The sequence below is a fragment of the Micromonospora sp. SL1-18 genome, assembly GCF_047921505.1.
GTDB lineage: Bacteria > Actinomycetota > Actinomycetes > Mycobacteriales > Micromonosporaceae > Micromonospora.
On sequence record NZ_JBLROA010000027.1, the window covers coordinates 52544 to 74213 of the forward strand.

Sequence of the window (21670 nt, forward strand, 5' to 3'; positions counted from 1 at the left end):
GCCCGGTCCCGATACGCGGAACGCCGCCCCCTGCTGGGGACGGCGTTCCGCGTGCTGCTCCGAGCGACCCGGATCAGGTCATGTCGTCGTAGCGGCGTTCGATCGGTGCCGGCGCCTCGATCGGCTCGGGCGCCTCGACGCGCCCGCCGGCCTCCACCGGCTCGGAGGACAGGTCCAGCGGCGACACCTCGTCGTCGGCGACGCCCGCGTACAGCTCCCGGCCCCGCCCGCGCCGCTTGTCGTTGATGAAGGCCACCCCGACCGCGACGAAGTAGAGCAGACAGAGCGCGCTGGCCAGCAGCGTCATGCCGAACGGGCCCGGGTCCGGCGTGGCGAGCGCGGCGAACGCGAACGCCACGAAGATCACCACACGCCACCAGCTCAGCAGACGACGGCCGGTCGCGATCCCGGTGAAGTTGAGCATGAGCAGGATCAGCGGGAACTCGAACGCCACCCCGAACAGCAGGATCATGTTCGTGACGAACGAGATGTACCGCGTCACCTCCAGCTGGCTGGACAGCCCGCTCACCCCGGCGTCCATCAGGAACCCGAGGCCCTTGTCCACCACGAAGTAGGCCAGCACCGCCCCGGCCGCGAACAGCGGCGCGGCGATCGACACGAAGACGTAGGCCCACTTGCGCTCGCTCCGGTGCAGACCCGGGGCGATGAAGGCCCAGAGCTGGTAGAGCCAGACCGGCGCCCCGACGATGAGACCGATCCACAGCGCCAGTTTCAGCTTCAGAATGAAACCGTCCGCCGGCGACAGCTGGAGGAACTTCTGGCACTCGCCGTTGACAATCGCCGCGGGGATTCGGCAGTACGGCTTCTGGAGGAGGTCAAATGCCGGCTGAGCGAGCCAGAATCCGGCGATCAGGCCGCCGACGATCGCCAACGACGCGCGGAACAGCCGGTTCCGCAGCTCACGGATGTGCTCCATGAGCGTCATTGAGCCGTCGGAGGCCCGCTCGAAGTCGCTCGGGCCGCGCTTCTTCAAGGCGAAGGCCACGGTGGTGGGCCCTCCGGTCAGTTGTCGCGGACGCGCTGCACCGGGTCAACCGGCGGGGCGTACTGCTGCTGCGGTGGCTGCTGCGGCGCGTACTGCTGCTGGGCCGTGTTCGGCGGCAGCGGCTGGTAACCCGCCTGCGCGTCGGCCTTCTCGGCCAGGTCACGGTCGTCGTCATCGTGCAGGCTCTTGGTCTCGGCCTTGATGATCCGCAGCGAGCGGCCCAGCGAACGGGCCGCGTCGGGGAGCCGCTTCGCGCCGAAGAGCAGGATCAGCACGACCACGAGTACTGCGATGTGCCACGGCTTGAGGGCACCCATGGGAAGCTCCAGTCGCTCAAGTGTCGGTCAGGGGTGGTCCGAACCCATCGTACGTGCGTCGCAGTGGGTTGCCACCCCTCCGGGCCTGCTAGTGCGGGCCTGGCCGGTGAAGTCTCGACCAACCCGGAGCATCCCGTCAACCATCCACGACAGCGCGATCATGCCCGAAACCGTCGACGAACGCGCGGCTACCGCGTGCTCGACCGACCGGCGTCGATCACTTCGCCCGCCTGGCCTTGATCAACGCCAACCGTTCCTGCGTGACGGCCGCCCGCTCCTGCAGCGCGCCGGCGCGCTGCTGCAGTGCCTCCGCGGCGGGTCGCAGCGCCTCCGCCTCGACCTGCCGACGCTGCAGGGCCACCGCCGCCCGGCGCAGCCGGGGCAACCGAACCAGCACCAACCGGACCGCGAGGGCCAGCACGACCAGTGCGAACAGCACGACCCCGAGAACGATCCACGTGACCACGGCGGTCAGCCTACTGGGTGGGACCGGCCACCGCCGGGTCGGCGCGCTCCACCGGCGTCGCGTACGCGTCGAGCGCGGCGACCGCCTGGGCGCGGACCTGCTCGGCCAGCTCGGCCGGGGCGACCACGGCAACGTCCGGGCCAAGCCCGAGCACGAACCGTCGCGCCCACCCGAGGTCGGTCACCCGCAGCGACACCAGCCACTGCTCACCGTCGGCCTCCACCCGCTCGCACGGGTAGTACTCGGTGATCCACCGCTCGCCCCGGCCGATCCGCAGGGTGATCAGCGGCAGATCCGGCGACGGGCGGAACACCCCGTCGCTGAGGTCGTGCGGGCGGGCCTGCGGCGGCACCACCGCCCGCTCCGCCAGCTCGGTGACCGCGTCGACCCGGTCGGCCCGGAACAGACGGACCGCCTCGGCGCGGCGGCACCACGCCTCCACGTACGCCCGGCCGCCGACCATCAGCATCCGCAGCGGGTCGATGGTCCGCTCGGTGGTTTCGTCCCGGGCAGCGGTGTAGTAGGTGATCCGCAGCGCCCGGCCCCGCTCCACGGCGGCCCGCAGCTCGCGTACCCGGGCGGTGTCGCCGGGCAGCCGGACCTCCACCGGGGCGCCGGCCAGGTCCCCGGCCGCGCTCTCGATCTTGGCGAGGGCGCGTTCCACGGCCTCCCGGTTGGCCACCCCCGGCGTCTCGGCGAGCATCCGCAGCGCCACCAACAGGGCGAGCGCCTCGTCCGGGGTGAGCCGCAACGGCCGGTCGATCCCGGCGTCGTAGGTGATGGTGACCCGGTCACCGTCGAACGCCATGTCGATCAGGTCACCCGGGCCGTAGCCGGGCAGCCCGCACACCCAGAGCAGCTCCAGGTCCTCGCGGAGCTGCCGCTCGGTCACCCCCAGGTCCCGCGCCGCCTCGGCGATCTCGATGCCGGGGCGAGCCAGCAGGTAGGGCACCAGGTTGAGCAGCCGGGCGAGCCGGTCCGCCGAGGCACGGCCACCGCGGGCCGCCGGCCGGGTCACCGGGCACCCCCGGCCACCGCCAGCTCGTCGTGCCGGGCGGCGATCTCCTTCAACCGCTGGATGACCGCCTCCCGCACCTCCGGCGGCTCCAGCACCCGCACATCCGGGCCGTACCCGACGATCTGGCCGGCCAGGAAGTCCGCGTCGGCGTACGGCAGGACCAGGCGGTCGCCGTCCGGCCCGGAGCTGCTCTCCGCCGCCCAGCGGCGCAGCCCGGCGGCCCGCCCCGCAGCCACCAGCACCGTCGCCCGGCCGGTCCGTTCCACCGGCCCGGACCAGCGGGCCACGTGACTGATCAGATCCACCCCGGCGGGCGGCTCGTACGCCCCGGGGCCACCGGTCACCCGGACCGCGCCCACCACGCGGGAGAGCCGGAAGCAGCGGGTCGCCGCGCGGTCCAGGTCGTGGCCGACCACGTACCACCGGCCGCGCCAGCAGACCACGCCCCACGGCTGCAGACGCCGGCGGGTCGGGGCGTCCCGGTCCGGCACCCGGTAGTCGAAGTTGACCTCCCGCCGGTCGCGGGCCGCGGCGGTCAGCGGGGCGAACGCCGCGTCGACCGTCACCATCGGCTCCAGCCCCAGGGTGGCCTGCGGGTCCACGTCGATGCCGGCGGCGCGCAGCTTCGCCAGCCCGGACGAGGCGGCGGCGGCCAGGCCGGCGTGCTGCCACAGCCGCGCCGCGATGCCCACGGCGGCCGCCTCGTCGGGTTCGAGCGGGATGTCGGGCAGGGCGTACTCCCGGGGGGCGATCCGGTAGCCGGGCTCGGCGTCGAAGACGCTTGCCGTCCCGGTCTCCAACGGCACCCCGAGCTCCCGCAGCTCGGCCTTGTCCCGCTCGAACTTGCGCTGGAACGCCTCGTGGTCCTTGGCGTCCTCCGGATCGTGCTCGTATCCGGGCACGGTCGCGGCGATCTGCGCGGCGGTGAGGAACCGTCGCGTGGACAGCAGGCAGATCACCAGGTTGACCAGGCGTTCGGTACGGCTCCGCGACACGTGTGAACGCTAGCAGCCCTCGCGCCGTGGGCGCGCACCCGCGCGGGCGCGCCGCGCGCAGGCCCGCCGGAGCCGCCTGCCGGACCACCCGGCCGTGCCCCGCCCCGCCGCCGGCCGATACCGTGCCCGGCATGGTGCGATGGCGGTCCGGCACGGTCACGGCGGTACGGCGACGATGGGCCGGCGCGACGGAACTCGACGTCGACCTGCCCGACGGCGGCCGGATGCGTGCGCTGGCCTACCCGGCGCTGGTCGGCGACCCGGAACCCGGCGACCGGGTGCTGCTCAACGCCGGCGCCCTGCTGATGGGCCTCGGCACCGGCGGGTACGCGCTGGTGGTCGCCCTGCCCGACCGGCTCCCCGCCGACCCGCCGCAGGCCGCCGACAGCCGCGACGCCGGCCACCTGGTCAAGGCCCGCTACACCCCGCTGCAGCCGATCATGCTCGGCGTCGACGAGGAGGCTTCCCCGCACCACGCCCTGCTGGCCGCCGCGGAGAGCCTCGACGGGATGCCGGTGGTCACCGCCGACCTGCACTCCGCCCTGCCGGCGATCCTCGCCGGCGTACGCGCCGACGCCCCCGCCGCCCGGGTGGCGTACCTGCTCACCGACGGCGGCGCGCTGCCGGCCTGGTTCTCCCGCACCCTCGCCGGGCTCGCCGGCCACCTCGTCGGCACGGTCAGCGTCGGGCAGGCGTTCGGCGGCGACCTGGAGGCGAGCACCCTGCACAGCGGCCTGCTCACCGCCCGGCACGTGCTCCGCGCCGATGTCGTGATCGTCGCCCAGGGCCCCGGCAACCTCGGCACCGGCACCCGCTGGGGCTTCTCAGGCGTGGCGGTCGGCGAGGCGGTCAACGCCATCGCCACCCTCGGCGGGCGGGCCGTCGGCTCGCTGCGCATCTCCGACGCCGACCCGCGCCCCCGGCACCGCGGCGTCTCCCACCACAGCCTCACCGCGTACGGGCGGGTGGCACTCGCCGCCGCGGAGCTGGTCGTGCCGGACGGCCTGGACCCGGCCCTGGCGGCCGAGGTGGCCACGGCGCTGGCCCCGCTCGCGGAGCGGCACCGGATCGTCACCGTGGCCACCGACGGGCTCGACGCGGCGCTGCGGGCCAGCCCGGTGGGACTGTCGACGATGGGGCGCGGCCTCGACGCCGATCACGCCTACTTCCTCGCCGCGGCCGCCGCCGGCCGCCACGCTGCCGGACTGCTCGGCTGAGCGCCGCCCGCCCCGGCCGGCGGCAGGTCGGTGCTCAGCTCGCCCCGTAGCCGTGCGCCACGATGTGCTCGGCGGACCGCGCGTACGCCTCCGGGTCCTGCGGCGCCCAGGTACCCAGGCCGTCGACGTACCGGTTGAACATGCAGAACGCGGCGGCGATCAGCACCGTGTCGTGGATCTCCAGGTCGGTGGCGCCCTCCGCGCGGGCCGCGTCGACCAGGTCGATGGTGACCTCCCGTCCGCTGCGCTGCACCGCGGCGGCGATCCGCAGCAGCGCCCGCAGCTTTCCGCTGACCGGCGCGGTGGCCACGTCGCGGCGCACCTGCTCCACCAGCGGCATCCCGGTCGGCAGCTGCGCGGCGGCGAACGCCGAATGCGACGAACAGCAATAGGTGCAGTCGTTCAGGCCGGACACGTAGGCCGCGATGAGCTCCCGCTCCCCTGGCGTCAGTGTCGGGTGCGGGGCGCGCAGCAGTTGCTCGGCGAGCGCGTTGAGCGGCTTCGAGGTCTCGGGACGGAACTGCATGGGCCCTCTGATGCCCGGGTAAAGCTTCTCGTCCAAACCAAGATCGATGTGTGCCAAACCGCCACCCTCCCCTGCCCGCCGGCCCGACCAGCGGCATCAGCGTCCATCCAGCAACCTGCCAGGCACTCGACCAGGGCCGCAACTTCCGGATTGCGCATTCCGCAGCACCAGTCGGCCCACGCCTTCCGGACTACGCGGTCCGCGATGCCGATCCCGCCCGGCGCTGCCGGCGCACCACGGCCGCGAGGCGCCCTCGACGTCCTGCTCGGCGACCCGGATCAGCCGGCGAGGAAGATCAACGCCAGCCAGGCGCCCACGATGATGATCAGGATCGCCGCCAGCACCCAGGTCGGCACCTTGTGCTCGCCGCGGCGGTTCCGCTCGATCTCGGCGCGGATCTTCTCCCGGCGCCGGTCGATCCAGTTGAGCTTCTCGGTGCCGCTGTCGCGGCCGGAGGGTTCGGAAGTGTTCATCGCGCCGCCAGCGTACCCGTACGCCGGCGGCCGGTGTCCCCAGCACCGGCCGCCCGGACCCGCTGCTCACATGCTCGCGATCAGCCGCTCCACCCGCTCGTCGTACGCCCGGAACGGGTCCTTGCACAGCACCGTCCGCTGCGCCTGGTCGTTCAGCTTCAGGTGCACCCAGTCGACCGTGAAGTCCCGCCGCTTCTCCTGCGCGTGCCGGATGAACTCGCCCCGCAGCCGCGCTCGGGTGGTCTGCGGTGGGGTCTCCTTGGCCTCGAAGATCTCCGGGTCCGTCGCCACCCGGTCCACCTCCCCGCGCCGCTCCAGCAGCCCGTACAGGCCCCGCCCGCGCCGCAGGTCGTGGTACGCCAGGTCCATCTGCGCCACCCGGGGATGCGACAGCGGCAGGTCGTGCTTGCGCTGGTACCGCTCGATCAGGCGCAGCTTCGTCACCCAGTCGATCTCCCGGGCCACCGGGTCCAGGTCACCGGTCTCCACCGCCCGCAGCACCCGGCCCCAGAGCTCCACCACCCGCTTCGCGGTCTGGTCACCGCCGCGCCGCTCGACGAATTCCGTCGCCTTGGCCAGGTACTCCTGCTGGATCTCCAGCGCGCTGATCTCCTTGCCCGAGGCCAGCCGCACCTTGCGCCGGCCGGTGATGTCGTGCGACACCTCGCGGATCGCCCGGATCGGGTTCTCCAGCGACAGGTCCCGCATCACCACCCCGGCCTCGATCATCCGCAGCACGATGTCCGCGGTGCCGACCTTCAGCAGCGTGGTGACCTCGTTCATGTTCGAGTCGCCGACGATCACGTGCAGCCGCCGGTACCGCTCGGCGTCGGCGTGCGGCTCGTCCCGGGTGTTGATGATCGGCCGGCTCCGGGTGGTCGCCGAGGAGACGCCCTCCCAGATGTGCTCGGCCCGCTGCGACAGGCAGTAGACCGCCCCACGCGGCGTCTGCAGCACCTTGCCCGCGCCGCAGATCAGCTGCCGGGTGACCAGGAACGGGATCAGCACGTCGGCGAGCCGGCCGAACTCCCCGTGCCGGGACACCAGATAGTTCTCGTGGCAGCCGTACGAGTTGCCGGCCGAGTCGGTGTTGTTCTTGAACAGGTAGATCTCACCCGCGATGCCCTCGTCGTGCAGCCGCTTCTCCGCGTCGACGAGCAGCCCCTCCAGGATCCGCTCCCCCGCCCGGTCGTGCGCCACCAGATCGGTCACCGAGTCGCACTCCGGCGTCGCGTACTCCGGGTGCGAGCCCACGTCCAGGTAGAGGCGGGCCCCGTTGCGCAGGAACACGTTGCTCGACCGACCCCACGACACCACCCGCCGGAACAGGTACCGCGCGACCTCGTCGGGGGACAGCCGGCGCTGCCCGCGATAGGTGCAGGTGACGCCGTACTCGGTCTCGAGGCCGAAGATTCGCCGCTCCATGATGTGACATTAGCCGCCCGGAGCCCCAGATGGGCACCGCTCAACCCAGCCGTCTCGGCGGCGCCCTTCGCCGACCGTCCAGGGCATCCCACCGCCCACACATCCCGCATTCGGTACGGTCGGCCACCGTGAGGATCCTGGTCACCGGCGGCGCCGGCTTCATCGGATCGGCGTACGTCCGGCGACTGCTCACCGGCGCCGAGCCGGACCTGCCGGTGGACGCCGTCACGGTGCTCGACGCTTTCACGTACGCAGCCACCGAGGGCGCCCTCGACCCGGTCCGCGCCGACCCCCGGCTGCGGATCGTGCGCGGCGACATCCGCGACGTCGCCCTGGTCGACGCCACCGTCCCCGGCCACGACGTCGTGGTGCACCTCGCCGCCGAGTCGCACGTGGACCGCTCCATCACCGAAGCCGCCGACTTCGTCACCACCAACGTGGTCGGCACCCAGATCCTGCTCGACGCCGCCCTGCGGCACGGCGTCCGCCGTTACGTGCAGGTCTCCACAGACGAGGTGTACGGCTCCATCGCCACCGGCTCGTGGACCGAACGGGCGCCCCTGGACCCCAGCTCCCCGTACTCGGCCAGCAAGGCCGCCGGCGACCTGCTCGCCCTCGCCTACCACCGCACCCACGGCCTCGACGTCGTCGTCACCCGGGGCGCCAACACCTACGGTCCGTACCAGTATCCCGAGAAGATCGTGCCGCTGTTCGTCACCAACCTGCTCGACGGACACGACGTGCCGCTGTACGGCGACGGCGGCAACGTCCGGGAGTGGCTGCACGTCGACGACCACTGCCACGGCATCGCGCTCGCCCAGGCCCACGGTCGGGCCGGCGGCGTCTACCACCTGGGCGGCGCCGCCGAACTGACCAACCGCGAGCTGACCGACCGGCTGCTGGCCGCCTGCGGCGCCGGCTGGGACCGGGTCCGGCCGGTCGCCGACCGCAAGGGCCACGACCGGCGGTACTCGCTGGACTGCACCACCACCCGCCGCGAACTGGGCTGGACTCCCGCCGTCGACCTCGACAAGGGGCTCGCCGCCACCGTCGAGTGGTACCGCGACAACCGCGCCTGGTGGCAGCCACTCAAGCCGCACCGCTGACCGTGCCCGGCGCGGCCTAACCTGTGCAGGCGTTCGGGGCGGTGCCCGCCCGGCGCCGCTCAGGACTCGACCGGTGTGGAGGTTCGGGCCGGCGGGCGCCGACCCGGTCCGTCACTCCGCGGACTGCTCGCCCTGCTGGCCCTCCAGATCCGCCGAGCCGGCCGACGTGATCGGCTTCTTCGCCTCCTCGGTGGGCACCGTCGGCGTCTGCGCCCGCCCCGGCGAGGGCGCGGTGTCCGCGCTCGTGTCGCCCTCCAGCAGCGCGGTCAGCGTTGCCCCGGTCACCCGCCGGAACGTCCGCCCGATCCTGCGCCGGTCCAGGACCGCCACCTCCATCTGGTTGGCGGCGATGTTGCGGGCCGCCCCGCCCTCCCCGCCAACGCTGCCCAGCGCCTTGACCGCCGCCCGGATCGCCTCCGACAGCGACATGTCCGGCCGATGCTCGTTCTTCAACACCCCGGTGATCGCCTCGGCCTGGCCGCCCATCGCCATCCGGCCCGGCTCGTCGTTGACCGAACCGTCGTACGTCACCCGGTAGAGCGAGTCGTCGTCCGGCGTCGCGCCCACCTCCGCCACGCAGATCTCCACCTCGAACGGCTTCGACTGCTCGGTGAAGATGGCACCCAGCGTCTGCGCGTACGCGTTGGCCAGGGCCAGACCGGTCACGTCCCGGCGGTCGTAGCTCAGGCCGTTCAGGTCGGCCATCCGCACCCCGGCGCGGCGCAGGTTCTCGAACTCGTTGTACCGGCCCACCGCGGCGAAACCGATCCGGTCGTAGATCTCACTGACCTTGTGCAGGGTGCTGGACAGGTTTTCCGCGACGAAGAGCACCCCGCCCTCATAGCTCAGGACCACCGCGCTGCGGCCCCGGGCGATGCCCTTGCGGGCCAGCTCGGAGCGGTCGCGCATGATCTGCTCGGGCGAGGCGTAGAACTGCATGGCCACGGCGGCGGTTCTCCTTCGGCGCTGTGCTGCGGGACTGCTGGATCAGGTGAGGATGGGCGCGCCGGCTCAGCCGCCCGGGTTCTCCATCCGGCCGGCCACGACGCTCTCCGCGATCGCTGCCGTCTCGGCGTCGGTGAGCCGGTGGGTGCCCTCCGCCGTCGCCGTCATCACCACCGGGTAGATCCGGCGGATGAGATCCGGGCCGCCGGTGGCGGTGTCGTCGTCGGCCGCGTCGTAGAGCGCCTCGACGGCGAACCGCACCGCGTCGTCGATCGGCAGGCCCGCGCGGAACCGCTTCTTCAGCGCCGACTTCGCGAACAGCGAGCCGGACCCGATCGCGTCGTAGCCGGTCTCCTCGTACGGGCCGCCGGTCACGTCGAAGCTGAAGATCCGGCCGGCCCGCGCCGGGTCGCCGGCCGCCAGGTCGAAGCCGGCGAAGAGCGGGATCACGGCGAGGCCCTGCATGGCCGCGCCCAGGTTGCCCCGGATCATCGACGCCAGCCGGTTGGCCTTGCCGTCGAGCGAGAGCATCGCGCCCTCGATCTTCTCGTAGTGCTCCAGCTCCACCTGGAACAGTCGAATCAGCTCGATGCCGATGCCCGCGGTGCCCGCGATGCCGACCAGCGAGTACGCGTCGGCCGGGTGCACCTTCTCGATGTCCCGCTGGGCGATCAGGTTGCCCATGGTGGCGCGCCGGTCGCCGGCCATCACCACGCCACCGGCGGCTGAGATGGCCACGATGGTCGTCGCGTGCGGCGCCAGGTCGGCGGCCATGCCGGGCGGCAGCGGCCGCCGGCCGGGCAGCATCTCGGGGGCCACCTTGCTCAGGAACGCTGTGAAGGAGGACGTCCCCGCGTTGGTGAACACATCTGGTAGACGCCCGGATGGATCAAAACCCGCTGCCACGTGGTTCCTCTCAGGTACGTGATAGCCCTGGCCAGCCTCACGGGACTGTCCCGGAACTGGCCAAGACCACCATTACAGTTGAAGCAGAGTATCCCGCGCACGCATCCGGTGCGATGATCGTGGTCCACATGTTCCGGATCGGGGTCGCCGCAGAACCGCGCAGACGCCGCCCTGCTCGGCGAGGAGCTCCTGGAACTCAGTGACGGGCAGCAGCCGCTCCCCCTGGGGCACCGCTTGTCCGACCCGCTAGACGGATCGGACATTTAGGCCTATTCTCCGCCTTTCTGGACGTATCCTCTCACGAACTCTTCTGCATTTTCCTCGAGGACGGAGTCGATCTCGTCGAGCAGGTCGTCGACGTCCTCGGTGATCTCGGCGTGCCGCTCGGCAACCTCGGGGTTGGCCTGCGCGGTGACCTCCTCGACCTCTTCGTGCGTCTTGCCGTGCTGGGTCTGGCCGCCTTCTTGGGTCGCCATCGTTGCCTCCTCCACGATCGCCTGCGATCAACCTACCTCGCGCGGACGACGAAAAGCCCGCCGCGCGCCGGGTTCCGGCACGGGACGGGCCTTCCGGTATACGGCTCAGCCGCCGGTCAGCGTCTCCAACAGGTCCTTGGCGCTCTCGCACCGGTCGAACAGCTCCCCGACGTGCTTACGCGTGCCCCGCTCGGGTTCCATCATCGGCACCCGGACCAGCGACTCCCGGCCCACGTCGAAGATGACCGAGTCCCAGCTCGCCGCGACCACCTCCGAGGCGTACTTGCCCAGGCAGCGACCGCGGAAGTAGGCCCGGGTGTCCTCCGGCGGCTCGGTCATCGCGGTGCGCGTCTCCTCCTCGCCGAGCAGGGTCTTCATCGCCCCGCGCGAGACCAGCCGGTGGTAGAGGCCCTTCTCCAGCCGGACGTCGGAGTACTGCAGGTCGACCAGCTGGAGCTTGTGCGCGCCCCAGCCGAGCTGCTCCCGCTCCCGGTAGCCCTCCAGCAGCCGCAGCTTGGCCACCCAGTCAAGCTCGTCGGCGCAGAGGAACGCGTCCCGGCCGAGCCGGTCGAGCACGCTCTCCCAGCGGTCGAGCACGTCGGCGGTCTGCTCGTCGACGTCGTCGCCGTACCGGTCGTCCACGAAGGACCGCGCCCGCTCCAGGTACGCCCACTGCACGTCCAGCGCGGTCAGCTTCCGGCCGTCCCGCAGCCGCATCAGGTACTTGAGCGACGGGTCGTGGCTGACCGCGCGCAGCTCGCTGACCGGGTCGGCGATGCCGAGGTCGGGGCCGAGCGCCTTCTCCTCGATCATGGTGAGGATCAGCGCGGTGGTGCCGACCTTGAGATACGTGGAGATCTCCGACAGGTTGGCGTCGCCGATGATGACGTGCAGCCGGCGGTACTTGTCGGCGTCCGCGTGCGGCTCGTCGCGGGTGTTGATGATCGGCCGCTTCAGGGTGGTCTCCAGCCCCACCTCGACCTCGAAGAAGTCCGCCCGCTGGGAGATCTGGAAGCCGCTCTGGCCGCCGTCCTGGCCGATGCCGACCCGGCCGGCGCCACACACCACCTGGCGGGTGACGAAGAACGGCGTCAGGTACGCCACGATGTCGGCGAACGGGGTCTGGCGCCGCATCAGGTAGTTCTCGTGGGCACCGTAGCTGGCGCCCTTGTTGTCGGTGTTGTTCTTGTAGAGGTGGATGGGATGGGTGCCCGGGATGGTGGCGGCCCGCTTGGCCGCCTCGGCCATCACCCGCTCGCCCGCCTTGTCCCAGCGCACCAGGTCGAGGGGGTTGGTCACCTCGGGGGTGGAGTACTCCGGGTGGGCGTGGTCGACGTAGAGCCGGGCCCCGTTGGTGAGAATGACGTTGGCCAGCCCCAGGTCCTCGTCGGCGAGCGCCTCGGCCGGGTCGTAGGCCGCCCCGGAGTAGGTGAAGCCGCGGGCGTCGCGCAGCGGCGACTCCTCTTCATAGTCCCAGCGGGCCCGGCCGCCCCGGTTGAGTTCCGGGCGCGCCCCGTAGGCGTTGACCACCTGCGAGGAGGTGACCATCGGGTTGGCCCCGGCCTGGCCGGGCACGGAGATGCCGTACTCGACCTCGGTGCCCATGATCCGTCTGACGCTCATCGACCTGCCGCTCCGCTCGCCGTCCCGGTCCCCCCGTCATGTCGAGCGTAGTCGGCGTCTCGCACGAAAAGGGCGTGGCCGCCTCGCGGCGTACGGTGTGGCGGACACGCCGGGGTCGGACGGGGACATGCGGAGGCCCGCGACGCGGTGCGTCGCGGGCCTCCGTCGTGCCGTCGGACTACAGGTACTGGCCGGTGTTGCTGGCGGTCTCGATCGACCTGCCGGCCTCCGCGCCCTTGCCCCCGGAGACGAGCGTGCGGATGTAGACGATCCGCTCGCCCTTCTTGCCGGAGATGCGCGCCCAGTCGTCCGGGTTGGTGGTGTTGGGCAGGTCCTCGTTCTCGCGGAACTCGTCGACGCACGCGTCGAGGAGGTGCTGCAGCCGCAGCCCCTTGCGCCCGGAGGTGAGGAACTCCTTGATGGCCATCTTCTTGCCCCGGTCGACGATGTTCTGGATCATCGCGCCGGAGTTGAAGTCCTTGAAGTAGAGGACTTCCTTGTCGCCGTTGGCGTAGGTGACCTCGAGGAAGCGGTTCTCCTCGGTCTCCGAGTACATCCGCAGCACGACCGCGTCGATCATCGCCGCGACCGTGGCCAGCGGGTCGCCGCCGTGCTCGGCCAGGTCGTCGGCGTGCAGCGGCAGGCCGGAGAGGATGTACTTGGAGAAGATGTCCTTGGCCGCCTCGGCGTCCGGCCGCTCGATCTTGATCTTGACGTCGAGCCGGCCAGGGCGCAGGATCGCCGGGTCGATCATGTCCTCCCGGTTGGAGGCGCCGATGACGATGACGTTCTCCAGGCCCTCGACGCCGTCGATCTCGCTGAGCAGCTGCGGGACGATGGTGTTCTCCACGTCCGAGGAGACGCCGGACCCGCGGGTGCGGAAGACGGAGTCCATCTCGTCGAAGAACACGATCACCGGGGTGCCCTCGCCGGCCTTCTCCCGCGCCCGCTGGAAGATCAGCCGGATGTGCCGCTCGGTCTCGCCGACGTACTTGTTGAGCAGCTCGGGGCCCTTGATGTTGAGGAAGTAGCTGGTGTGCTTCTCCTCGCCGCGTCGCTCGGCGATCTTCTTGGCCAGCGAGTTGGCCACCGCCTTGGCGATCAGCGTCTTACCGCAGCCGGGCGGGCCGTAGAGCAGGATGCCCTTCGGCGGCCGGAGCTGGTGCTCGCGGAACAGGTCGGCGTGCAGGAACGGCAGCTCCACCGCGTCGCGGATCTGCTCGATCTGCGCCTGGAGGCCACCGATGTCCTCGTAGTCGACGTCGGGCACCTCCTCCAGCACGAGCTCCTCGACCTCGCTCTTCGGGATCCGCTCGTACGCATACGCCGAGCGGGGCTCGATCATGAGCGAGTCGCCGGCCCTTATCGGCGTGCCGATCAGGGTCTCGGCCAGGTGCACGATCCGCTCCTCGTCGGAGTGGGAGACCACCAGCGCCCGGTCGCCCGGGGCGTCGCCGGGCCCGGCGAGCACCTCCTTGAGCATCACGACCTCACCGACGCGCTCGTAGCCGAAGGCGTCGACGATGTTGAGCGCGTCGTTGAGCAGGACCTCCTGGCCACGCCGCAGATCGTTGACGTCCAGCGAGGGCGAGACGGCGACCCGCAGCTTGCGCCCGCCGGTGAAGACGTCCACCGTGCCGTCGTCGTGCTTAGCCAGGAAGACGCCGTAGCCACTCGGCGGCTGGGCGAGACGGTCGATCTCCTCCTTGAGCGTCACGATCTGCGCGCGAGCCTCCTTGAGGGTGCTCACGAGCCGTTCGTTGTTCTCGGTCAGCCGCGCCAACTGTGCCTGGGTGGCCGCCAGCCGCTCCTCGAGCTGCCGGACGTGTCGGGGGCTTTCGGTCAACTTGCGCCGCACCAGGGCGAGTTCCTCTTGCAGGAACGCAACCTGCGTGGAGAGATCGTGGGCCTCCTTCTCCCACCGTGCGGCGCGCGAGTCCGCGTCGTCGCTGCGTGCCACGTCCCACCTCCCCGGGGGGCTTGAACGTTCTGAGCTAACACTAGCCGCAATGAGCCGGATTCGGTCCCGCGCAACGCGCCCGTCACCGAAGCTTGATCGCCAAGGGCTGGTCGCCGGGCGGGTACCGGCGTTCGGGTACCGTCGGACCGTGGTACGGGAGAACATGGGGGGTGCACCGGTGGCGGAGGTCGCGACGGACCAGCTTCAGGTCTGGGTGGATCAGGATCTCTGCACGGGCGACGGGCTGTGCGTGCAGTACGCGCCCGAGGTCTTCGAGTTCGACGTCGACGGCCTGGCGTACGTCAAGGGCCCCGACGGCGAGCTGCGGCTGGACGCGGGCGCCCGCGTCGACGTGCCGGAGCACCTGCGGCTCGAGGTGATCGACTCGGCGAAGGAGTGCCCGGGCGAGTGCATCCACGTGGTGCGCGGCAGCGACGGCGTCGAGGTGGCCGGGCCGGACGCCGAGGAGGATTGATCCCGGAACGGGATGTTCGGCGCGGGCCGGGGACGAACATCCCCGGCCCGCGCCGCGTTTCACCCAGGAACTCCCGAGGATGCCCCGGTCTTTAGGTGTCTTTAGGTCGGGGAGGAATCGGGGGCGGCGCCGCGCTCGCCCTCCAGTCGGTAGAGGATCTCTGAGTTGAGTGATCTGCGGGCGGACTTGGCCTGAGCGACCAGCCATGCGTGAAGGTCGGCGGGCAGTCTGAGCGTGATGCGCTGCCGGTGGGTGTGGAACCAGTGCGTTGCCGCGTCCCGCGCCGCCCATCAGGCCAAGCAGCCGTGCGGCCTGGCCTGGCTCGACAAGCAGCTGACCGGATGGCGCGCCGAGCATGCCTGGCTGCGCGACGGCGCTTCGGTGCCTCAACAGCAGACGATCCGCGATTTCGCGACGTCGCGCGTCAAGGCCATGGCGGACATCAAGGCGCGGCTGCCGATCAAGCAGCGGGCGGGGATGCCCCGGTTCAGGAAGAAGCACGAGGCTGCTCCGACGCTGAACTACACCCGGCGCGGCTTCCGGTTGAAGGACGGCCGCCTGCATCTGGCCGGGGACGTCGCGTTGACGGCGGTGTGGTCCCGGGAGCTGCCGGCCGAGCCGTCGAGTGTGCGCGTATACCGAGACAGCCTCGGCCACTGGTGCTGCTCGTTCGTCGTTCCCGCCCAGGTGCAGCCGCTGTCGCAGGCGGGCGCGGTGATCGGCATCGACTGGGGTGTGGCGGAGATCGCGACCACCACCAGCGACGACCACGACCTGCCCCACCCCGAGCACGGGAAGAAGGCCGCGGAGAAGCTGTCTCGCTACCAGCGGATGATGGCTCGCCGCAAACCCAAGAAGGGGCAGCCGCCTTCCAAGGGCTACCGCACGGCGCGGCGGCAAGCCGCCAGGGTGCACAAGCAGGTCGGCCGGCAGCGGCAGGGCACCGCCCGCAAGTGGGCCAAACGGGTCGTGACCGACCACGACGCCCTCGCCGTAGAGAACTTCAAGCCGAAGTTCCTGGCCAAGTCCACGATGGCTCGCAAAGCCGCCGACGCTGCCATCGGCGCCGCCAAGCAGGCCCTGATCGAGATGGCCCGCAAGCACGGGCGGGACATCCGCCCGGTCCACCCCGCATACACCACGATGGATTGCGCGTCGTGCGGAGCGAGAACCAAGCACGCACTTCCTCTTTCCGAACGTACCTACACCTGCACCGCGTGCGGCATGGTCTCCCCCAGAGACAAGAACTCCGCCCGCGTAATGCTGATCCGGGCTGGTCTGGCCCCGGCTGGTGTTGAGGGCGTAAGACCTCCTGGAGCGCTGCTCCAGGAGGCGGCCTGAGCCAGGAATCCCCCTCGTTCACGAGGGGGAGCAGTCAAAGCAGGGGACGGCCGACGACCGAGGCGACCAGGCGCGCGAACTCCTCCAGCCGGGCGATCTGCCCGGCTCCCCCGTCGTCGAGGGTCTTGCCGAAACGCAGCGCGTCGTGCCGGGGCGCGCCGGCCATCTCGTCACCGGGCGGCGCCTCGTCCAGGGAGCTGAGCAGCAGGTAGACGTCGATGCTGTCGACCCGGATCTCGCCGGTGTCCGAGCGGGTGAGCCGCCGCCGGCAGCCGACCTCGGTGACCGTGGAGACCGGCACCACCCGCAGCGACGAGGTCATCGAGCCGGGCGGCCCCTCCCCCGGCGGCACGTCCTCGCCGTGCCAGAGGATCAGCCGGCTGCCGTCGCAGACGACGACCTCCTGCCACACGCCGTTGACCTCGTTGACGAAACGTTCCAGCGTGAAGCCGAGCACGGAGGCACCGCGCAGCACCCCGCCGAGGGCCTCCAGGGCGATGTCCGGGTCGCGCAGGTACGCCCGGGCGGCCGACTCCAGGTCGGCGTAGGGCGACCAGTCCGGGAAGACCGCGGGCAGGTCGCCGTTGCCGTAGCCGGGCCGGCTCATGCCGCCGCCTCCCTCCGGTCGGCGACGGCATGAGGCACCAACGCGCTGAGCCTGTTGATCCACTCGCTCATGCCACCGTCTCCACCCGTTCCGGTGTCGTCCCCGCCGGGACGCCTGCTCCCTACGACGACCTCAGCTCGGCACGCCTCACGCCGCGCCGCGACCTGAAGCCGTCGCCCACTCATACCCGTCCGTGCCACCGGGTCACGAATGGTCCGGCTCCGGCCCGGCCGGGTCGGGACCGGCCGCCGCCTGCCGGGCGACCTCCGCCTCGCGCAGCGCCTGCCGGCGCTGGACGTACGCCTCGGTGCCCTTGCTGGGCTTGCGGCGCCGTGGCGGGGCGGTGACCCCGGGGGCGAGCTTGCGCGCGGAGACCAGGAACGCCGTGTGGGCGATCATGCGATGGTCGGGGCGCACGGCCAGCCCCTCGGCGTGCCAGTCCCGGATCAGGGACTCCCAGGCGCGCGGCTCGGTCCAGCCACCGCGCTCGCGCAGCGCCTCGACCAGCTCGGACAGCTGCGGGGTGGTGGCCACGTACCCGATGAGCACGCCCCCGGGGACGAGCGCCCGCTCGACCATGTCGAGCATCTCCCACGGGGTGAGCATGTCCAGGATGATGCGGTCGAAGCCGGTCTCCCGGCACTCGGCGACGTTGCCGACGTGCAACCGCCAGGCCGGGTGCGGGCCGTCGAAGAACGCCTCGACGTTGCGCCTGGCGATCTGGGCGAAGTCGTCCCGCAGCTCGTACGAGTGCAACTCGCCCGCGACACCGACGGCGCGCAGCAGCGAGCAGGACAGCGCCCCGGAACCCGCGCCGGCCTCGAGGACCTTCGCACCGGGGAAGATGTCGCCCATGGCGACGATCTGCGCCGAGTCCTTCGGGTAGATCACCTGGGCGCCGCGCGGCATGGAGAGCACGTAGTCCGACAGCAGCGGCCGCAGAGCCAGGAACGCGGTGCCGCCGCCGGTGGTGGTGACCACACTGCCGTCGGGCAGGCCGATCAGCGTGTCGTGCCGGAGGATCCCCCGGTGGGTGTGGAACTCCTTGCCGGGCTCCAGCGTCACGGTGTGCATCCGCCCCTTGGGGTCGGTCAGCTGCACCCGGTCGCCGGGCCGGAACGGCCCCCGGTGACGGCTCCGGCTCGGCGCGTCTGACGCCGCGCCGCGACCTGGAGTCATCGGAACGGGCGGCAGCGCCGGGTCGGCGGGGGAATGTGCGGTCACGTGTTCGTCTTCCGTTTGGGTTCCAAAAGCTGTGCCAGATCCGCGATGTGCAGAACGCCGACGACATCTTCGCCTGCGGTCACCACGTACTGCGCGCCCGGGTGGGTGCGTACGGTCTCCAGCACGCGTTCGCCGTCCGCGCCGACCGGCAGGGCGGGCAGGATGTCCAGGCCGTGGGAGACCGCGTCCACCGCGAGCCACGGCCGCCGTTGCGGGGGTACGGCGTCGGCCCGGGCCGGGTCGACCAGGGCGATCGGCCGGCCGGCGCCGTCGACGACGGCGAGCGCGGCCTCGGGGGTGGCGGCCTCTGCTCGGCGGCGCTGCGCCTCGGCGAGCGGGGTGCCGCTGGGTACGGGGAACATCGGGCGGGCGAGCCGGGCCAGGTCGACCAGCGGGAGGCGGCGACTGATCCGCGCCATCCGGATGGACTGGCCGGCGCCGCGCCAGAGGGTGACCGCGACCAGCAGCATCAACGGCAGCGCCATCGGGGCGACCACCCGGCTCGAGGTGAGCGGGACCAGCACGGCCACGGTGGCGACCGCGACACCACGGCCGATCCAGCCGGCGACCTCGGTGCCGCGGTGCCGGTCCCGGGTGAGCGCCCAGACGGCGGCGCGCAGCGCCCGGCCGCCGTCGAGCGGCAGCCCGGGCAGGCTGTTGAAGACGGCGACCACGACGTTGCTCACCGCCAGTTGGAAGGCGAACTGGTGGGCCAGGGTGCCGGCGGGCAGCGCCAGGGTGGCGGCCACCGCGGCGCCGCCGAGCACCGCGGACACGGCCGGGCCGGCGAGAGAGACCAGCAGGTCGACGCGGGGGCTGGGGGCGTCCCGATCCATCTCGGTGTAGCCGCCGAGCAGCTCCAGGGTGATCCCGCGCACACCGATGCCGTAGCGGCGGGCGGTCAGGGCGTGGCCCAGCTCGTGCAGCAGCACCGAGCCGAGCAGGGAGACCACGAAGCCGAGGCCGACCAGATAGCCGCCGAGGTGGCCGAGGTCGAGCTGACTGCGGACGAGCCTGGCGTAGAGAACGGTGACGACCAGGGCGAGCAGCAACATCGAGGCGTCGATGCGCAGCGGCACCCCGCACACCCGACCGACGGTCAGGCCGGGCCGGCGCGGCGGCCGGGACCTCTGCTCCACGGGTCGATGCTACGCGGCGCGGATCATGCCTCGGTGCGGCGGCGGGACCCCTGTCACACCGGTGCCCTAACCTTCCGGGCATGACGGCGGAACCGGTGATCGACACGCAGGACTCCCCCACGGCGCCGGTGGTCGTGCCGCCCACGGTGCGGGCGTCGCTGTCACCGTCGCGGGCGGCGGATTTCAAGACCTGCCCGCTGCTCTACCGGTTCCGCAGCATCGACCGGCTGCCCGAGCGCCCCACCGTGGAGCAGGCCCGGGGCACGCTGGTGCACGCGGTGCTGGAGCGGCTGTTCGACCTGCCGGCGGCGGCGCGCACCCCGCAGTCCGCCGGTGACCTGGTCGCCCCCCAGTGGGACCGGCTGGTCACCGAGCAGCCGGAGCTGGGGACGCTGTTCGCCGAGGGCGACCCCACGGGGGTGACCGAGTTCCTCCGCTCGGCCACCGCGCTGCTGGAGGGCTACTTCGCGGTGGAGGACCCGCGCCGGCTGGAGCCGGCCGAGCGGGAGGCGTTGATCTCGGCGGTGGTCGACGAGGAGTTGCTGATCCGGGGCTACCTGGACCGGCTCGACGTGGCCCCGGACGGCGCGCTGCGGGTGGTCGACTACAAGACCGGCGGCGCGCCGCGGGAGGCGTTCGAGGCGCGGGCGCTTTTCCAGCTGAAGTTCTACGCCCTGGTGCTGTGGCGCACCCGCGGGGTGGTGCCGCGGATGCTGCGGCTGCTCTACCTCAAGGACGCCGAGGTGTGCGACTACACCCCCGACGCGGAGGAGTTGCTGCGCTTCGAGCGCACTGTGGTGGCGCTCTGGCAGGCCATCGAACAGGCCACCGAGCGGCAGGATTTCCGTCCCCGACCGAGCCGGCTCTGCGACTGGTGCAGCCATCAGGCGCTCTGCCCCAGCTTCGGCGGCACCCCACCGCCGTTCCCGGCGACCAGTGCCGGGGATCCGCTGACCGACGCCCGCTCCCGGCCGGTCGTGCCCGGGGCGGACGAGTGATCCGCCTCCTTGCGGCCGCAAAGACGCGTGCCCGGTATTTCGTGCCGAAAACGAGATGGGCGTGGAGCAGGAAGGTGCGCTGTCTGCTGGTGCGGACCGGGTAGTCAGTGGCTATATAGAATGACATGTGTGGAGGCGGACACGGGTCGCCGGTATCGGCTGTATCCGACCGGCGAGCAGGCGCAGCAGCTGACCTCGTGGGGACACACCTGCCGGTGGCTGTATAACACCGCCTTGGAGCAACGTCAGTTCGCGTGGCGGCAGCGGAAGGTCACACTCGGGTACTCCGCCCAGTGCGCCTTCCTGACCGAGGCGCGTAGAGAACTGGACTGGGTTGCTGGCCTACCGGCACAGTCGGGTCAGCAGGTGTTGCGTCATCTGGATCAGGCGTATCGGAACTGGTGGGATCCGCGGCATCCGGCGGGACCGCCGACGCGGAAGCGGAAGTCGTCGCGGTTGTCGGTGCCGTTTCCGGGGCAGGCGATCTCGGTACGGCGGCTGAACCGCCGGTGGGGTGCGGTCAAGCTGCCGAAAATCGGCGAGGTCAAGTTCCGGTGGTCACGCTCGTTGGGTGGGGTGATCCGCAACGCGGTGGTGTCGTTCGACGGCACCGCGTGGCACGTCGGGTTCGGCATCCACGCCGGCATCACCAAGCCGAAGACCCATGCCCGACCCGACACAGTCGTGGGTGTCGACCGGGGAGTCACGATCGCGCTGGCGATGTCCGACGAGCGCCTGTGGAACCGCACCTTCACCAGCCCGGGCCAGGAGCGGACGCTGGCCAGGTTGAAGTCGAAGGCGGGCCGGCAGGAGACCGCCCGCCGCCAGCTCGGCGCGGCGACCTCGAACCGGGCCCGCAGGGTGCGGGCGCAGATCGCCCGGATCGAGGCGAAGGTCCGTCACCGGCGGGGTGACTTCGTCGCTTGGGCGGCGAACCGACTCTGCGGCCGGTATGCGATCGTCAAGATCGAACGCCTCGACATCCACGCTATGACCACCACCGCGAAAGGCACTATCGAAGAGCCTGGCATAAATGTGCGGCAGAAGGCCGGGTTGAACCGGGCGATCCTCGACAAGGGCTGGGGTCTGTTCCACACGGCCCTAGACAATCGCGCACGGTTCACCGGCACCCGCATCGGCAGGGTGCCTGCCGCGTACACCTCTCAGCGGTGCAACCACTGCGGGTTCACGCACCGGAACAACCGCGAAAGCCAAGCGGTGTTCTGGTGCCGGTCCTGCGGATACCAGGCCCACGCTGACGTGAACGCGGCGATCAACATCAGGGATGCCGCCGAGGTGGCACCCCCATACACCGGGCGGGCAGTCCGGGACAGGAACCGCAAGGCGTCCTGTCGACCACCCACCCAACGCCGGCCACAACCGGCGCTGGAAACGGGAATCTCCCGCATTCTTTAGGCGGGAGGGGA

At 71.5% G+C, this 21670-nt stretch carries 24 protein-coding genes; 6 read left to right on the forward strand and 18 right to left on the reverse strand.

The window, feature by feature from the left end; all coding sequences use genetic code 11:
• Positions 1-73: 73 nt before the first annotated feature.
• The 5 genes from tatC to ACNAW0_RS15370 all read right to left on the reverse strand — a co-directional run bounded on the left by tatC (position 74) and on the right by ACNAW0_RS15370 (position 3802).
• The gene (gene tatC / locus ACNAW0_RS15350) at positions 74-1006 is read right to left on the reverse strand and encodes a twin-arginine translocase subunit TatC (RefSeq protein WP_416288530.1); all 933 of its coding nucleotides are present in this window, start codon (positions 1004-1006) and stop codon (positions 74-76) included.
• A gap of 17 nt (positions 1007-1023) precedes the next feature.
• On the reverse strand, positions 1024-1323 hold the full coding sequence (tatA, locus tag ACNAW0_RS15355) for a Sec-independent protein translocase subunit TatA (RefSeq protein WP_416288531.1): 300 nt from the start codon (positions 1321-1323) through the stop codon (positions 1024-1026).
• 217 nt (positions 1324-1540) lie between these two features.
• Positions 1541-1789 carry a hypothetical protein gene (locus ACNAW0_RS15360; RefSeq protein WP_416288532.1) on the reverse strand — a complete coding sequence of 83 codons (249 nt, stop codon included), beginning with the start codon at positions 1787-1789 and terminating at the stop codon, positions 1541-1543.
• A gap of 10 nt (positions 1790-1799) precedes the next feature.
• Positions 1800-2807, reverse strand: coding sequence for a helix-turn-helix transcriptional regulator (locus ACNAW0_RS15365; RefSeq protein ID WP_416288533.1), 1008 nt, complete (start codon positions 2805-2807; stop codon positions 1800-1802).
• Positions 2804-3802, reverse strand: a complete 999-nt coding sequence (locus tag ACNAW0_RS15370; protein ID WP_416288534.1) for a helix-turn-helix transcriptional regulator — start codon at positions 3800-3802, stop codon at positions 2804-2806. Before ACNAW0_RS15370 ends, ACNAW0_RS15365 begins: the two co-directional genes overlap by 4 nt.
• Positions 3803-3933: 131 nt before the next feature.
• Here ACNAW0_RS15370 and ACNAW0_RS15375 point away from each other — a divergent pair, with 131 nt between their 5' ends.
• Positions 3934-5019, forward strand: a complete 1086-nt coding sequence (locus tag ACNAW0_RS15375) for a DUF3866 family protein (RefSeq protein WP_416288535.1) — start codon at positions 3934-3936, stop codon at positions 5017-5019.
• Between the two features lie 34 nt (positions 5020-5053).
• Here ACNAW0_RS15375 and ACNAW0_RS15380 read toward each other — a convergent pair whose 3' ends face one another.
• The 3 genes from ACNAW0_RS15380 to pafA all read right to left on the reverse strand — a co-directional run bounded on the left by ACNAW0_RS15380 (position 5054) and on the right by pafA (position 7443).
• Entirely contained in the window at positions 5054-5602 is a 549-nt protein-coding gene (locus ACNAW0_RS15380; protein ID WP_416288536.1) for a carboxymuconolactone decarboxylase family protein, read from the reverse strand.
• A gap of 221 nt (positions 5603-5823) precedes the next feature.
• A complete protein-coding gene (locus tag ACNAW0_RS15385) occupies positions 5824-6018 on the reverse strand; it encodes a hypothetical protein (RefSeq protein WP_416288537.1) in 195 nt (64 codons plus the stop codon).
• A gap of 66 nt (positions 6019-6084) precedes the next feature.
• Positions 6085-7443, reverse strand: a complete 1359-nt coding sequence (gene pafA, locus ACNAW0_RS15390; protein WP_416288538.1) for a Pup--protein ligase — start codon at positions 7441-7443, stop codon at positions 6085-6087.
• A gap of 128 nt (positions 7444-7571) precedes the next feature.
• On the opposite strand from pafA, the gene rfbB reads away from it, so the two are divergent.
• Positions 7572-8549, forward strand: coding sequence for a dTDP-glucose 4,6-dehydratase (gene rfbB / locus ACNAW0_RS15395; protein ID WP_416288539.1), 978 nt, complete (start codon positions 7572-7574; stop codon positions 8547-8549).
• Positions 8550-8660: 111 nt separating this feature from the next.
• Here the strand turns inward: rfbB and prcA are convergent, their stop codons facing one another.
• The 6 genes from prcA to arc form a co-directional block, all read right to left on the reverse strand.
• Entirely contained in the window at positions 8661-9494 is an 834-nt protein-coding gene (gene prcA, locus ACNAW0_RS15400) for a proteasome subunit alpha (RefSeq protein WP_416288540.1), read from the reverse strand.
• A gap of 66 nt (positions 9495-9560) precedes the next feature.
• Complete coding sequence (prcB, locus tag ACNAW0_RS15405; protein ID WP_416288541.1) at positions 9561-10400, reverse strand: proteasome subunit beta; 840 nt, start codon at positions 10398-10400, stop codon at positions 9561-9563.
• Positions 10319-10663 carry an endonuclease domain-containing protein gene (locus tag ACNAW0_RS15410; protein WP_416288542.1) on the reverse strand — a complete coding sequence of 115 codons (345 nt, stop codon included), beginning with the start codon at positions 10661-10663 and terminating at the stop codon, positions 10319-10321. Before ACNAW0_RS15410 ends, prcB begins: the two co-directional genes overlap by 82 nt.
• A 6-nt stretch (positions 10664-10669) precedes the next feature.
• Complete coding sequence (locus tag ACNAW0_RS15415; RefSeq protein ID WP_416288543.1) at positions 10670-10876, reverse strand: ubiquitin-like protein Pup; 207 nt, start codon at positions 10874-10876, stop codon at positions 10670-10672.
• 105 nt (positions 10877-10981) lie between these two features.
• Positions 10982-12499, reverse strand: coding sequence for a depupylase/deamidase Dop (gene dop / locus ACNAW0_RS15420; protein WP_416288544.1), 1518 nt, complete (start codon positions 12497-12499; stop codon positions 10982-10984).
• A 178-nt stretch (positions 12500-12677) separates the two neighbouring features.
• Positions 12678-14459: a proteasome ATPase gene (gene arc, locus ACNAW0_RS15425; protein WP_416288545.1), complete on the reverse strand. Its 1782-nt coding sequence runs from the start codon at positions 14457-14459 to the stop codon at positions 12678-12680.
• Between the two features lie 178 nt (positions 14460-14637).
• On the opposite strand from arc, the gene ACNAW0_RS15430 reads away from it, so the two are divergent.
• Entirely contained in the window at positions 14638-14934 is a 297-nt protein-coding gene (locus ACNAW0_RS15430; protein WP_416288546.1) for a ferredoxin, read from the forward strand.
• Positions 14935-15035: 101 nt separating this feature from the next.
• Here ACNAW0_RS15430 and ACNAW0_RS15435 read toward each other — a convergent pair whose 3' ends face one another.
• Entirely contained in the window at positions 15036-15173 is a 138-nt protein-coding gene (locus tag ACNAW0_RS15435; RefSeq protein ID WP_416288563.1) for an Arc family DNA-binding protein, read from the reverse strand.
• Between the two features lie 13 nt (positions 15174-15186).
• Between ACNAW0_RS15435 and ACNAW0_RS15440 the strand changes: the two genes are divergently transcribed.
• The gene (locus ACNAW0_RS15440; protein WP_416288547.1) at positions 15187-16275 is read left to right on the forward strand and encodes an RNA-guided endonuclease InsQ/TnpB family protein; all 1089 of its coding nucleotides are present in this window, start codon (positions 15187-15189) and stop codon (positions 16273-16275) included.
• Between the two features lie 34 nt (positions 16276-16309).
• Here ACNAW0_RS15440 and ACNAW0_RS15445 read toward each other — a convergent pair whose 3' ends face one another.
• From ACNAW0_RS15445 to ACNAW0_RS15455, 3 genes are all read right to left on the reverse strand, one after another.
• Positions 16310-16882, reverse strand: coding sequence for a hypothetical protein (locus ACNAW0_RS15445; protein WP_416288548.1), 573 nt, complete (start codon positions 16880-16882; stop codon positions 16310-16312).
• Between the two features lie 204 nt (positions 16883-17086).
• Entirely contained in the window at positions 17087-18061 is a 975-nt protein-coding gene (locus tag ACNAW0_RS15450; protein WP_416288564.1) for a tRNA (adenine-N1)-methyltransferase, read from the reverse strand.
• A 41-nt stretch (positions 18062-18102) separates the two neighbouring features.
• Complete coding sequence (locus tag ACNAW0_RS15455; protein WP_416288565.1) at positions 18103-19194, reverse strand: site-2 protease family protein; 1092 nt, start codon at positions 19192-19194, stop codon at positions 18103-18105.
• A gap of 131 nt (positions 19195-19325) precedes the next feature.
• Here ACNAW0_RS15455 and ACNAW0_RS15460 point away from each other — a divergent pair, with 131 nt between their 5' ends.
• Together ACNAW0_RS15460 and ACNAW0_RS15465 are read left to right on the forward strand one after the other, a co-directional pair.
• The gene (locus ACNAW0_RS15460; RefSeq protein WP_416288549.1) at positions 19326-20243 is read left to right on the forward strand and encodes a PD-(D/E)XK nuclease family protein; all 918 of its coding nucleotides are present in this window, start codon (positions 19326-19328) and stop codon (positions 20241-20243) included.
• Between the two features lie 129 nt (positions 20244-20372).
• A complete protein-coding gene (locus ACNAW0_RS15465) occupies positions 20373-21659 on the forward strand; it encodes an RNA-guided endonuclease InsQ/TnpB family protein (protein ID WP_416288550.1) in 1287 nt (428 codons plus the stop codon).
• Positions 21660-21670: the final 11 nt, after the last annotated feature.

What these genes read in the sequence shown, in the direction of transcription:
- ACNAW0_RS15375 (WP_416288535.1), top strand. Translation starts at nt 3,934, where the DNA reads ATGGTGCGATGGCGGTCCGGCACGGTCACGGCGGTACGGCGACGATGG.
- dop (WP_416288544.1), bottom strand. Translation starts at nt 12,499, where the DNA reads ATGAGCGTCAGACGGATCATGGGCACCGAGGTCGAGTACGGCATCTCC.
- tatA (WP_416288531.1), bottom strand. Translation starts at nt 1,323, where the DNA reads ATGGGTGCCCTCAAGCCGTGGCACATCGCAGTACTCGTGGTCGTGCTG.
- ACNAW0_RS15460 (WP_416288549.1), top strand. Translation starts at nt 19,326, where the DNA reads ATGACGGCGGAACCGGTGATCGACACGCAGGACTCCCCCACGGCGCCG.
- ACNAW0_RS15410 (WP_416288542.1), bottom strand. Translation starts at nt 10,663, where the DNA reads ATGTCCGATCCGTCTAGCGGGTCGGACAAGCGGTGCCCCAGGGGGAGC.
- ACNAW0_RS15450 (WP_416288564.1), bottom strand. Translation starts at nt 18,061, where the DNA reads ATGACTCCAGGTCGCGGCGCGGCGTCAGACGCGCCGAGCCGGAGCCGT.
- ACNAW0_RS15415 (WP_416288543.1), bottom strand. Translation starts at nt 10,876, where the DNA reads ATGGCGACCCAAGAAGGCGGCCAGACCCAGCACGGCAAGACGCACGAA.
- pafA (WP_416288538.1), bottom strand. Translation starts at nt 7,443, where the DNA reads ATGGAGCGGCGAATCTTCGGCCTCGAGACCGAGTACGGCGTCACCTGC.
- ACNAW0_RS15385 (WP_416288537.1), bottom strand. Translation starts at nt 6,018, where the DNA reads ATGAACACTTCCGAACCCTCCGGCCGCGACAGCGGCACCGAGAAGCTC.
- ACNAW0_RS15445 (WP_416288548.1), bottom strand. Translation starts at nt 16,882, where the DNA reads ATGAGCCGGCCCGGCTACGGCAACGGCGACCTGCCCGCGGTCTTCCCG.